This is a genomic window from Erythrobacter fulvus, assembly GCF_028595285.1.
Taxonomy (GTDB): domain Bacteria; phylum Pseudomonadota; class Alphaproteobacteria; order Sphingomonadales; family Sphingomonadaceae; genus Erythrobacter; species Erythrobacter fulvus.
Genome location: NZ_JAQQXQ010000008.1, coordinates 93,141 through 105,982, shown reverse-complemented (window position 1 = coordinate 105,982; position 12,842 = coordinate 93,141). Strand labels below are relative to the sequence as shown.

At 65.2% G+C, this 12,842-nt stretch carries 9 protein-coding genes and 1 tRNA gene; 5 read left to right on the top strand and 5 right to left on the bottom strand.

What is annotated here, in order from left to right; genetic code table 11:
* Nucleotides 1-78: 78 nt before the first annotated feature.
* From OIK40_RS11620 to OIK40_RS11600, 5 genes are all read left to right on the top strand, one after another.
* The gene (locus OIK40_RS11620; RefSeq protein ID WP_273678504.1) at nucleotides 79-1,101 is read left to right on the top strand and encodes an efflux RND transporter periplasmic adaptor subunit; all 1,023 of its coding nucleotides are present in this window, start codon (nucleotides 79-81) and stop codon (nucleotides 1,099-1,101) included.
* The gene (locus tag OIK40_RS11615) at nucleotides 1,098-4,214 is read left to right on the top strand and encodes an efflux RND transporter permease subunit (protein ID WP_273678503.1); all 3,117 of its coding nucleotides are present in this window, start codon (nucleotides 1,098-1,100) and stop codon (nucleotides 4,212-4,214) included. The genes OIK40_RS11620 and OIK40_RS11615 overlap by 4 nt, the downstream gene beginning before the upstream one ends.
* Nucleotides 4,211-5,584, top strand: a complete 1,374-nt coding sequence (locus OIK40_RS11610) for a TolC family protein (protein WP_273678502.1) — start codon at nucleotides 4,211-4,213, stop codon at nucleotides 5,582-5,584. The genes OIK40_RS11615 and OIK40_RS11610 overlap by 4 nt, the downstream gene beginning before the upstream one ends.
* Nucleotides 5,585-5,653: 69 nt before the next feature.
* Entirely contained in the window at nucleotides 5,654-6,394 is a 741-nt protein-coding gene (locus OIK40_RS11605) for an endonuclease/exonuclease/phosphatase family protein (RefSeq protein ID WP_273678500.1), read from the top strand.
* Between the two features lie 39 nt (nucleotides 6,395-6,433).
* Nucleotides 6,434-6,507 (top strand) — tRNA-Gly (locus OIK40_RS11600).
* Here the strand turns inward: OIK40_RS11600 and OIK40_RS11595 are convergent.
* The 5 genes from OIK40_RS11595 to OIK40_RS11575 all read right to left on the bottom strand — a co-directional run bounded on the left by OIK40_RS11595 (nucleotide 6,496) and on the right by OIK40_RS11575 (nucleotide 12,658).
* Nucleotides 6,496-6,765 (bottom strand): hypothetical protein, encoded by a 270-nt coding sequence (locus tag OIK40_RS11595; RefSeq protein WP_273678499.1) that lies wholly within the window; start codon nucleotides 6,763-6,765, stop codon nucleotides 6,496-6,498. The genes OIK40_RS11600 and OIK40_RS11595 overlap by 12 nt on opposite strands.
* A gap of 244 nt (nucleotides 6,766-7,009) precedes the next feature.
* Nucleotides 7,010-9,292: a penicillin acylase family protein gene (locus OIK40_RS11590; RefSeq protein WP_273678498.1), complete on the bottom strand. Its 2,283-nt coding sequence runs from the start codon at nucleotides 9,290-9,292 to the stop codon at nucleotides 7,010-7,012.
* A 131-nt stretch (nucleotides 9,293-9,423) separates the two neighbouring features.
* Nucleotides 9,424-10,419: a DUF6733 family protein gene (locus tag OIK40_RS11585; protein WP_273678497.1), complete on the bottom strand. Its 996-nt coding sequence runs from the start codon at nucleotides 10,417-10,419 to the stop codon at nucleotides 9,424-9,426.
* Between the two features lie 260 nt (nucleotides 10,420-10,679).
* Complete coding sequence (locus tag OIK40_RS11580) at nucleotides 10,680-11,753, bottom strand: NAD(P)-dependent alcohol dehydrogenase (RefSeq protein WP_273678496.1); 1,074 nt, start codon at nucleotides 11,751-11,753, stop codon at nucleotides 10,680-10,682.
* A 110-nt stretch (nucleotides 11,754-11,863) separates the two neighbouring features.
* On the bottom strand, nucleotides 11,864-12,658 hold the full coding sequence (locus OIK40_RS11575) for an SDR family oxidoreductase (protein WP_273678495.1): 795 nt from the start codon (nucleotides 12,656-12,658) through the stop codon (nucleotides 11,864-11,866).
* Nucleotides 12,659-12,842: the final 184 nt, after the last annotated feature.

The following is a 12,842-nucleotide window of genomic DNA, read 5'->3' as shown; positions in this document are numbered from 1 at the left end:
CAGGATTGAATGGACAAACCTTCCAATCTGCGAAACAGCCCTCTCCATATGCGTTTATTCCTCTCCATGGCGGCCGTAATGCTGCTGGCCGCCTGCTCTGCCGAACAGGATCGCGGTGGCGACCGCAGCGTGGCTGTTGTCGCAGAACCCGTGCGTCTGCTGCCGGACGAGGACATTGTCGAAGCGGTCGGCACGGCCCGTGCCGTGCGTTCGGCGCAGATTTATCCCGAAGTGTCGGGCCGGATCGCGGCGGTGCGCTTTTCCCCCGGGGCCTTCGTCCGTCAGGGCGCGGTGCTGGTGGAGCTTGATGCCCGGGCCGAACGGCTGGCGCTGAAGCTGGCCGAGGTGCGGGTGGCGGAGGCCGAGCAGTTGCTCGCTCGCTATCGCCGGATCGAGGATACCGGCGCGCTGTCCGACAGCCAGATCGAGGCCGGTGAAACGGCTCTTGCTGCCGCGCAGATCGAACGTGATCAGGCCGCCTTGGCATTGTCCGAGCGCACCATCCGCGCGCCGTTCGCCGGCCATGTCAGCTTTTCCGATCTCGACCCCGGCGACCGGGTGACCCCGACCACGCTGATCGCCCAGATCGACCAGCGCGCCCGGCTCTATGTCGATTTCAATGCGCCCGAAGCGGTGTTTCGCCGCCTGCGGCCCGGCCAGAGCGTCGAGGTCGTGGCCTTTTCCGATCCCGACCGCGCGATCCCGACCACCATCGAAGCGGTCGATAGCACGATCGAGCTCGAACAGCGCAGCTATCGCGCGCGCGCCGCGATCGACAATTCGGCGGATACCTTCCGCCCGGGCATGAGCTTTGCGGTGCGCTTTGCCGATAGCGGCCAGCTGCGCCCGGCCGTGCCCGAAGCGGCGGTGATGTGGACCGGCGATGGCTCCTCGGTCTTCGCGGTGAAAGACGGCAAGGCGGTGCGCGTGCCGGTAACCATCGCCTCGCGCCGCGACGGTCTGGCGCTGCTCGAAGCGAAGATTGCCAAGGGCACGCAGGTCGTCGTCAAGGGCGTGCAGAAGCTGCGCGAAGGCCAGTCCGTGACGCTGGTAAGGCCGACCGTGCGCGAACCCGCCAAGGTCGAGGTCGCGCCCTCGTGAGCAGCCGCAATGATCTTCCCCTGCTGGCGGTCAAGCGGCCGCTGCTGGTTATCGTCCTCAACCTCCTGATCGTGATCGCGGGGGCGGCGGCGCTGCTCGGCACCGAGGTGCGCGAATTGCCCAATGTCGATCGCCCGATCGTCACCGTCAGCGCAACCCTGCCCGGCGCCGCGCCCGAGACGATGGATGCCGAGGTTACCTCGCGGCTCGAAAATGCCGCCGCGCGGGTCAATGGCGTGCGCAATATCCGTTCATCCTCGGAAGAGAACAACAGCCGCATCCGGGTCGAGTTCAACCCTGGCACCGATCTCGATACCGCTGCCTCCGATCTGCGCGAAGCTGTCAGCCGTGTGACCCGCGAACTGCCCGAGCGGGTCGAGCAGGTGCAGGTGGTCAAGGCCGATCAGGACGCCGAAGCGATCATGACGGTCGCGGTTTCTAGTCGCCGCTACGTCGTCGCCGAACTTACCCGCATCGTCGAGAACGACATCATTCCCGAACTGCTCGCCGCCGAGGGCGTGGCCAGCATCGAGACTTTCGGTGCGCGCCCGACGCAGCTGCGCATCGCGGTCGATCCGATCCGGCTGGCGCGCTACCGGCTGACCATGAGCGATGTCGCCGCGGCGCTGGAGCAGGCGCCATTCGACACCCCGGCAGGTTCGTTCCGCTCCGATGCGCAGGAATTGCTGGTGCGGGCAGAGGCCAATGCCGCCGATCCGGCGCTTATCGCCGGTGTGGTGATCCGCGACGAGGTGACTGTCGGCGACGTCGCGCAGGCCTATTTCGCGCCTGCCGATGCGACCAGCTATGTGCGGCTCGACGGCGAACCGGTGATCGGGCTGGGCGTCATCCGGCAGGCCAATTCCAATACCATCGCCATTTCCGATGCGACCCGCGCTGCGGCCGAACGGCTGGACGCGCGGTTCGATGATATTGATATCCGTGTCATTTCCGATGACGCCGAATTTATCCGCGTCTCGGTGCGCGAAGTAGCGGTGACGCTGGTTGTCACTGTGCTGGTGGTGATGGCGGTGATCTATCTGTTCTTCGGCCACCTGAAACCGACGCTGATCCCCAGCACCGCGATCCCCGTGGCGCTGATCGGGGTGGTTGCGGGGATCTGGGCTCTGGGCTTTTCGATCAACCTGCTCACCCTGCTCGCGCTGGTGCTGGCGACGGGGCTGGTGGTCGACGATGCCATCGTCGTGCTGGAAAACGCCCAGCGGCTCCAGAAGGAACAGGGGCTGGGCAAGAAGGCAGCTGCGGTGCTGGGGACGCGGCAGGTCTATTTCGCGGTGATCGCCACCACGGCGGTACTTGTCTCGGTCTTCGTGCCGATCAGCTTCCTTCCTTCGGAAACGGGCCGCCTGTTCCGCGAATTCGGCTTCGTGCTCGCGATTGCGGTGATCCTGTCGACCTTTGTCGCCGTCAGTCTGGTGCCAGCTCTCGCCGCCAAGATCGATCTGGCGGGCGACGGGGCCGATCCCGACCCGCGCCTGCAGGCCTTCGCCAGCCGCTTCGCGCACCGATACGACGCGCTGGTTGCCGCGTGCATTGCCCGGCCTTGGCGGGTTGTCGGTGCCTCGCTGCTGGCGCTGGTGGCCGCCGGTGCCGTCTATACCCAGCTCGACGAGGAACTGGTCCCCGAGGAAGACCGCGCCAGCTTCTATGTCTGGGCGCGCGGGCCGGACGGCACTGGGCTGGCCTTCATGGACGAGGAGCTGGACGAGATCGAGGCCGTGCTCGCGCCGCTGCGGGAAAGCGGCGAGATCCAGTCCAACCTCTCGATCGTCGGACGCTACGATCCCAATCTGATCGTCATCACCGCAACACTGGCCGACTGGGATGCGCGCAAACGTAGCCAGGGCGAGATTGTCGCCGCACTGGAGCAGCCGCTCGATGCCATTCCCGGCTCGCGCGCTTCCGCCCGGGGGCGCTCCACGCTTGGCGGCGGTCGCGGCGGCGGCGGGCAGGGCGGTATCCAGGTGGCGCTGACGGGTGACGATTACGAAGGCATCTACCGTTCGGCGCGCACACTGGCGGACGCGATCGAAACCTCGCCGATCCTTTCCGATCCCGAGATTTCCTACCAGCCGACCCAGCCGCAGCTGTCGATCGGTATCGATCGCGCGCGGGCGGCGGATCTGGGCGTGTCGCTTGATGATATTGCGCTGACGCTCAGGGCCATGGTCGACGGGCTCGAAGTGGTCGATCTCAATGTCGACGATCAGGCGATCCCGATCTTCCTGACCGCGCAGACCGAGTCGATCACCCGTCCCGCCGATCTGGGCAATCTCTATGTCCGCTCGTCCGCAGGCGGGCTGGTGCCGCTGTCCTCGCTCACCCGTTTTACCGAAGAAGGCGTCGCTGCCGAGCTTGACCGCACCGAGCAGCGCCGCGCGATCGAGGTGCAGGCGGCGATAGCGCCGGGCGTGCCGCTGGCCGATGCGATTGCCGAGATCGAGCGTCTTTCGGGTGAGGCGCTGGCCGAAGGGATCGAACCGATCCTGCAGGGTGAGGCGCAGCAGCTGGAGGAAAGCTCGCGCGAATTGCTGCTGACCTATGGTTTCGCGATCCTGATCGTGTTCCTCGTGCTGGTGGCGCAGTTCGAAAGCCTCGCCAGCCCCTTCGTCATCCTTGTGTCGATCCCCTTCGCACTTGCGGCTGCGATCTTTGCGCTGTTTGCCACAGGTACATCGCTCAATATCTATTCGCAGATTGGCCTTGTCATGCTGATCGGTCTGATGGCGAAAAACGGCATCCTGATGGTGGAATTTGCCGACCAGCGGCGCGAGGAAGGCGCCGATGTCGCCACGGCTATCCGCGACGCGGCGACTCTGCGGTTGCGGCCCATCGCCATGACGCTGATCTCTACAGTCGCGGGCGCGGTGCCGCTGGTGATCGCGAGCGGTGCGGGTGCGGAAGCACGGCAGGCGATCGGCTGGGTGATCTTCGGCGGTCTGGGGATCGCCGCTGTGTTCACCCTGTTCCTTGTCCCCGCCCTCTATGCCTTGATCGCCCGGCTGGCCAAGCCGCGCAGTGTCGATCTGGCGCGGTTGGAACGGGAACTGCGTGCCGACGAGGAAGGCACCGCGGCGGGGGCAGCGGCATGATCCGTCTTGCCGTGCTCGTACCGGGCCTCGCTCTGCTGGCGGGTTGCACGTCTCCGCGCATTCCCGCTGTCGAACCGGTGGCGGGGATTGCCTTGCCGTCCGACTATTTCGCCGAGGTGCGGCCCGAAACGGGGCTGGACGACGCGTGGTGGCACGGGTTTCGCGATCCGGAACTCGACGCGCTGATCGAACGGGCGCTTGACCGCAACCCCTCGCTCGAGGCTGCGCGCCAGCGGCTGGCGGCGGCGCGGGCGATTGTCGTGGCCGAAGAGTCGGACTTTTTGCCCACCATCGACGGCGAATTGTCGGGCGATGTCGCGGTGGATGATCGCGGGAGCGGTTCCAACGGGGCCGGCGCAAGCCTTGGCGGCGTGTGGCGGATCGACATCAACGGGAGGCTGTCGGCCGAACGTGCCGCCGCTGTCGCCGCCGCCGACGGAGCCGCGCAGCTGGTTGCGGACCAGCGCCGTCTGCTCGCGGCAGCCGTCGCGAGCCAGTATATCGAATTGCAGCGCACCGCCGCGCGGTTGCGGTTGCTCGAGGAATCGAGCGATCTCCAGCGCCAGACCCTCAGGATCGTGACTCTGCGGTTCGAGGCGGGCCTGTCGTCCAACCTCGACGTGCGCCGTGCCCGCGCGGACGTTGCCCGTACGGAGGCGCAGCGCGGCCTGCTGCTGCTGGCCCGCGCGCGGGCAGCCAATGCGCTGGCGGTGCTGGTGGGCGATGCGCCGTCGGGCGTTCCCGGGGCAGGGGCCGACGCGCAGGTGCCCACCTATGCGCAGGGGCCGGCCATCGGTGTGCCTGCCGATCTTCTCCGCCGTCGCCCGGATCTGCTGCTGGCCGAAGCCAATATCGCCGAAGCCGCCGCGCGCGTGGGGATCGAGCGCGCCGATCTGCTCCCCGCGTTGGCCTTGCCCGGTTTGGTGACGCTGGGCGACGGCAGCGCCGACGGGCTGTTTTCGCAGGCCATTGCCAGTCTTTCGGCTGTGCTGGGCGTGCCGCTGATCGACGGCGGTCGGCGCCGCGCCGAAGTGCGTGCCGCCGAAAGCAACCTTGCTGCCGAACTGGCCAACTACCGGCAGGCGCTGCTGTCCGTCCTGGCCGAGGTCGAGACCGCGCTCACCGGCATCAGCGCCGCCAAGGATCGCACCAACGAATTCCAGAATGCCGTCACGGAAAGCGAGGCGGCGTTCGAACAGTCCAACGCGCTCTACCGCGAGGGGCTCGCCTCCTTGTTCGACGTGCTCGACGTACAACGCCAGCTGATTTCGAGCCGCGAAGCGTTGATCGACGGCAATGCCAGTCTCGCGCAGGCCCATGTTGATCTGTTTACGGCAGTCGGTGGCGAAATGGATCAGAACGGCGGTTGAGCGGCCCTTGCGGATCTGCGGCGGGTGACGCACCTTGGCGCTTTCCGCGCCGTCCCGAGTGAATCTGTCATGTCCGATCGCCCGCACGCAACGGTCAAGGTTGCAAGCTACAATATCCGAAAGGCGCTCGGCACCGACCGCCGGCGCAATCCGCTGCGCATCCTCAAGGTATTGCAGGAAATCGATGCCGACATCGTCGCCTTGCAGGAAGCAGACCGCCGCTTTGGCGTGCGATCCAGCGTCCTGCCGCAGATGCTGATCGATCACCACACCGATTATGTCCCTGTCCCGCTCGACGTTCAGCAGGATTCGATGGGCTGGCACGGCAATGCGATTCTGGTGCGCAAGGGGATGGAAGTCACCCATCACGACATCATTCATATTCCCTACCTCGAACCGCGCGGCGTTGTGACCGCCACAGTCGAGACGCCGGGCGGAGCGAAGTTGAGCGTTTTCGGAATGCATCTCGATCTGTCGGGGCTGTGGCGCGGGCGGCAGGCGCGAGCGATCACCGAACTGGCCGAAGCAGCCCAGGCGCAACATCCCACGGTGCTGATGGGCGATCTCAACGAATGGCGCATCCAGTCAGGGGCGTTCCGCGAATTCGGTCGCTCCTTCGCCATCCTCGACTGCGGCCCGAGCTTTCATAGCAGCCGTCCGGTGGGGCGGCTTGATCGGATCATGCACTGCAATCGCATGGTGCCCCGGGACTACGGCGTTCACCGCAGCGCGCTTGCGACAACGGCATCGGATCACTTGCCCGTGTGGGCGGAGTTTGCGGTCGCAACGGGCACGAAAGGAACCAGTTGACCGGCGCCCGCCAATCGTGGCAAGCGCGCCGCGGCCCGGGCGGGTGTAGCTCAATGGTAGAGCAGAAGCTTCCCAAGCTTACGACGAGGGTTCGATTCCCTTCACCCGCTCCAGCCCTCCCTTGCCCGATTGACGCGGATATCGAGGAAATGCAGGTCGCAAGCGGGAAGGATACGCGCTTTGGCCTTATCACTATTTTGCGATCCAGATCGGCTCGTCGGGGCGTGGCGCAAAATATTTTGGTTTGCGGCCGCAAGCTGATCGCCGCCATTATCCTCACCTGAAATATTGGTGAAAAGGTTCGTGATCTGCAGCAATATCTTGCAGTCGGCGTCTCTCGCATAATAGCCTGGGCTAAAGCGGCGAGCCACCTAATCTGAACATCTCTGCTCGCAGCGATATTGCATTACTAATGGCTAATCTTCTGATTAGCCATCCAAAATTACCGACGTCCCTAGGGGCTATAGTTCGGGATTGTCTGCGCGCAATTCGGGCTTCGTCGAGCCTATTCAGCAATCCCGACATCGCGGCGGCGCGATTGGCCGGATCACGGCCTTGTGGGAGCGGGTTGTCGTAACCTGCTCCCCTTAGCCCGACGGCGTGAGGCTGTTGCGGTTATTCCGCGATCCGTTTTGTCTTGCCGATGGCCTGTGCCGCGATCTCGTCGGGGGAAAACGGCAGGCGGTGCCAGCGTTTGGCGGCGTAGGCGCGGGTCTGATCGGCGTAATGCGGCGAGGCGGGGTCGGTTGACTGCGAATAGCTGAGGATCGCATCGACCACCGGGCCTGACGCATCGAAGCCGACGATCTGGATGTAGCTTGATCCGTGGACCGGCACGAGCCCGCCCGCAGGCGAGGGGCGGGCATCCTGGTAGTTGAGCACCCCCGCCGTGCCGGGACCGCCGTGGATCGGAATGGCGTCACCATTGGCGATCCAGCGCTGCACGTCGCCCCATGGCGCGTCGATGCCGATCCCGGCATTGTCCAGATCGGCCACCGCCTCGCCCAGCGCCGCGAGCAGCTTTTCGCCCTTCGCGCCGTCGGTGGCGATATCGCGCGGCGTATTTACCGGGTCTGCCGGATCGAAAGGCACCGCCCACAGATCGCTGCGCCCCCCCACCTTGGCCCAGAAGGCGCGGAACAGCGCCGAACCGCGGCTCGATGCCTCATAGCGGCGATCCCAGCCCGCCAGCGCCGCGCAGCCGCGCGCCACTGTTTCGGCGGGTTCTGCCGTGCTTTCGCACAGCGCCAGCAGCGGGGCCACCGTCATGTCGGCAGCAAGGCTTTTGTTGGCGAAAACCTGCGCCTGCGCGCGCGCATGATCGACCTTGCCGGCAGCCAGCAGCGCTTCAGTCTCGGTGAAGTTCGACCGCGTGCGCAAGCTCAGCGCCTGTGCATGCTTGCCGAGGATCGGCGACAGGGCGGGGTGCGGCAGGCGCGGATTGCTGAGCCAGTAGCTGTCATTGGAATTGGTAAGATAGCCGCGCACGATGGTGGCAGCCTGATTGCTCGCAGGCATCAGGCCGGGCACCGGCGTGCCGCCTGCCACGTCCCAGTCGCAGTCCGCGCGCGATCCGTCGAGCAGCGTCGCAATCGAGGCGAACAGCGGCGAAAGCGGGGTCGCGCAGGCGGCGATCTTGTCTGCCGACACGTTCGGCACCGCAGTGATATCGGCGTGGAGCGCATCGCCGAAGCGGTCGGCGGCGATGGTGTTGACCCACGGAATACCCAGCGTCGCGCTTACCGCGGTCTTGATCTCGCCGACATTTTTCGCCTGGCCGATGCGCAGCCAGGTTTCGATCGCGCGCTGGTTGCCGCGATTGGCATCCTTGACCGCGAAGGCCATCGCCGCGCTCCAGTTCACGCCCGATTGAGGGGCAACGAAGACCGGGCCGAAGCGGGTGGTGTAGAGCGTGCGGGTGACGTCCGGCGTGCCTTCGGGCATCGGCACGGTGATGGTGCGCGGTTCCATCGCCACACTTGTCCCGTCGAGCATGTAGCGGGTCGGATCGGCGGGATCGAGAGTCAGCGTGTGCAACGTGAAGTGGCGCGCCGCGGTGACGGTGTGGGTCCAGCCGACATCCTTGTTGAAGCCAAGCGTCGGGATCGGCGTCCCGGCAATGCCGACGCCCATCACGTCATAACCGTCAGGGCCGGTGACGTGGAGTTGCCAGAACCGGCTCGGCCCGTTCCACGGGAAATGCGGATTGCCGATCACCATGCCGCGTCCGTCGGCGGTTGCCTCGCCGCCGAAGGCCCAGCCATTGCTGCCGATGCCGAGCTCGCCCGGCTTGGGCAGGGCCATCGCGACCTTGGGAGCGGCGCTGCCCGGGGGCGCTGCGCCCGCGATGCCCGGGGCCAGCGCCAGCGAGGAGGCGAGCAGCATCTGCTTTTCGTTGAGGCGCAGCACATCATCAAGCGTGATCGCGCGCACCCACGGCTGGCCGCGGCATTCGGCGGGAATGCCGTCCGCGTCCGCGTCCTTCAGGAAGCGGTTGTAACCCGCGACATAGCCCTCTGCGAGCCCGCGCGACTCGCGGCTTTGCCCCCCGAAGCCTTCGCGCAAGGCGGGCAGATCGATTGTAGCGCGGAAAAACACGTCCGAGGACAGATTGTCCACCTCCTGAAAGCCGAGCACCGCCTTGGCCTCCGGCCCGAAATGGCGCGAACGCTCGCCCGCCACGGTGGTGAATTCCTCTGCCAGCAGGCACAGGTTGTCGGCGGCATAGGCATAGGCCACGCCGTATCCCACACCCTGCCAGGTATCCGCCTGGATATGCGGGATGCCGTAGGTGGTGCGGGTGATTGTCGCCTCGAACCGGCTGCGCGCCTGCGCCTCGCCCGCAGGGGCCAGCAGCAGCGCGGCAAGGCCGCCTGCCAGAAGTGTAATCCGCATCATTGAAAGGCTCTCCCGATCCCGATTCTCTTGTCTGCGCATAAGGTTATGGGAAAGGCGGCGCAAAGCAAAGGGGGCGCACGGCATAATGTCGCACGCCCCCGCGCCCCGGGTGCCTCAGGGTCGTCAAAGGATCAGAACGTGAAACCGGCGGTCAGTTTGTAGAAGTCGCCGTCATTGCCGCTTTCGATATCCGCGCCGGCGGTGAAGCGGGCGAAGAAGCCGTTGCTGGTCTTGAACTGCACATAGGGCCCCACCCACTGGTACACCCGAGCGGTCGATCCGCCGGGGAAGGTGTTGCGGGTGTTGCTCAGCAGCTCGTAATGCGCGCCGGCCGATACGTTGTCGCTGAACTTGTAGCCCGCGTTGATCCAGGTGTGCAGGAAGTCGAGCGCGGCATCATCATTGCGGTTGCGCAGCGCAGCGTAGTAGCCGCCGTAATATTCCGCCTCGAAGGTGTCGTCGGAATAGTTGATGGTCAGACTCGGCACGATGCCGTCGGCGAAATTGCCGCCGGTTCCGGCGGGAACACCGTTCGGATCGCGCGCGCCGCCCGACAGCAGCGCCCCGTTGGTGAGGCCGACCTGCGGCTTGATGACGAAATTGCCGCTGTAGATCGCGGCACCGACGCCGAATTCGGTCCACAGGTCGGAACCGATGCCGGTGCCGAAGGCGTCGGTGGTCCAGATGATGCCGTAGAAGCTGAAATCGACATTCTCGCTGACCGGGATCAGGCCGTTGAAGGCCGGGTAGAAGCCGAAGAAGCTGTCCTGGTTGAGCGTGACGGTGAAGGTTTCCTGGCGCCCGCCATTCTCTTCGGCCTGCATGGCGGCAGCCGCGGCGGCGGTGGCGATCGCGGCGCTGGAGACGACGACTTCGCCATTATTCGCGGCAAGGCCCGGAGCGGCGCCGGTGGCGGTGAGGATCACCGGGGTGGCTTCGCCCGACGCGGCGATGGTGACGCCCGCCAGATCTTCGTCGCCAGCGGCAAGGCGCGCGGCGGCCTTTTCGGTCAGTACGATCGGCGCGGCGGTTTCCAGCGCGGCTGCGGGACCCTCGGCCAGAACGGGAGTCGAAAGGACACCGGCAACAGCAATGGCCGAAGCAGCGGAAGCAAAACGGATGGTCATGTGGAACGCTCCTTGAGAGAGGTGGGATCGTTCCGCCTGCGTGCAGCGCCGGTGCCTTCTTATATTACGAATGTGCTCCGTGCGCGGCAACGAAACCCAATATCATCACCGCGGTTCCGCACAATTCTTTACGAATACCGAATTTATAGATTGTCGCTATTGTGTTGCATCAATGAAACAAGTGCAGTTTTCTGTATATTATAGAATCTTTAATATCATAGTATTGTATATACTAATCTACGAGAATACGAAGAAACTGCTCACGGCCCCTTCTGCAGGCTCTCCATGTCGATCACGAAACGATATTTGACGTCGCTGGCCTCCATCCGGTCATAGGCGGTCTGGATATCCTGCATCGCGATCACCTCGATATCGGGCAGGACGCCCTTGGCGGCGCAGAAATCCAGCATTTCCTGCGTTTCCGCGAGCCCGCCGATGCCGCTGCCGGTCAGCACCTTGCGGCCGAGCAACACCCCGGTGTGGAGTTCGGGCATCATGTCGATCATGCCGACGAGCACCTGCACCCCGTCGATCCGCAGCAAGTGCAGGTAAGGCGTTACGTCATGCCGCACGGGAATCGTGTTGAGCACCATGTCGAAGGTGCCGCGCGCGGCCTTCATGGCGGCCTTGTCGGCGGTGTTGAGGAAAGCATGGGCGCCCAGCTTTTCGGCATCGGCACGTTTGCTTTCGCTGCGGGACAGCACGGTTACTTCTGCGCCCATCGCTGCGGCGAGCTTCACTCCCATATGCCCCAGCCCGCCAAGCCCTGCGACCGCGACCTTGCTGCCCGGGCCCACCTTCCATGTGCGCAGCGGGGAATAGGTGGTGATCCCGGCGCATAGCAGCGGTGCAGCCTCGGCCATCGGCAGGCTGTCGGGCACTTTCAGCACGAATTCCTCGCGCGCCACGATCCGTTCCGAATAGCCGCCAAAGGTTGGCGAGCCGTCGCGCCGGTCGTTGCCGTTATAGGTGCCGGTCATCCCGCCATCGAGGCAGTATTGTTCAAGATCGGACGCGCAATGATCGCATTCCATGCAGGAATCGACCATGCAGCCGATTGCCACCCGGTCGCCGATCTTGTGGCGTGTCACCCCTTCACCGGTCGCTGCGACGGTGCCGACGATTTCGTGACCCGGCACGATCGGATAGGTGCTGCGCCCCCAGTCGTTGCGCGCGCTGTGGAGATCGGAATGGCAGATGCCGCAATGGCTGATCTCGATCAGCACGTCGTCATGGCGCAAGCCGCGGCGGGTGATCTGCATCGGCCCCACGCCGCTGTCGGGCGCGGTCGCGCCATAGGCTCTGGTGGGGTATTCGTTGGTTGCAGTGGTCATTTGTTTTCCCTCGCGGCTTGTTCGCTTCGCGAACGCCTCCGGGCGGGCGGTCTACCGGCCGACGCACAGTCGCGCTTGCGAAGCCTGGCGGCTTCGATTGTGTTGCACTCTTACTTCGGCGGCATCCGGATTGCCCCGTCCAGCCGGAACTGGTGTCCATTGATGTAGCTGTTGCGGGCTATCTCGAGCACCAGCGAGGCGAACTCCTCCGGCTCGCCGAGGCGCTTGGGGAAGGGGACGGAGGCATTCAGCTGCGCCCACATCGGCGGGTTCCTGTCCTTCATTCCCAGCATCAGCGGGGTCGCAAAGATGCCCGGCATGACCGAATTCACCCGGATTCCGAGATCCATCAGATCGCGCGCCATCGGCAGCACCAGACCGTTCACCCCCGCCTTGCACGAACCGTAGATCACCTGTCCGATCTGCCCGTCCTGCGCGGCGACGCTGGCGGTAAGGATGATTGCCCCGCGTTCGCCATCGTCATTGACGGGATCGGCATTGGCCATGCCCAGCGCCGAGATGCTGGCGACACGGTAGCTGGCCACCAGAATCCCTTCTGCGCCAAAGGCGTAATCTTCGGTGGAGAGGCGCTTGTAGGCCCCCGCCTCCTTGTCCCAGCCCAGGGTCTTGCCGCGCCGCGATGCCATCGCACAGTGCAGCGTCACGCGCTCCTGCCCGTGCGCGGCGCGGGCGGCCGCAAAACCGGCTTCGACGGAGCTTTCGTCCATGATGTCGACATGGTGGAAGGTGCCGCCGATTGCGGCGGCGTGCGCTTCTCCCGCCTCGTCGTTGATGTCGAAAATGGCAACCTTCATGCCGGCATCGGCAAAAGCCTTTGCGCTCGCCTTGCCGAGGCCCGAAGCCCCGCCGGTCACCACCGCCGCCATGCCCGGTTCGATCTTCATCCCTGTGCTCTCCCCTGATCTGTTTGGCCGATTGCTAGGCCGTTGGGCTGTATTGCGCCACCTCTTCAATTGACGCAATTCCGGGCCGGATTTCCCTTGCGGCATTCCAGTGCGCTGGAGCGGGTTGAACCGCCTGCCGCGCAGGACACCAAGCGGGCGCGCCGGGACGAAATTCTTGCCGCGC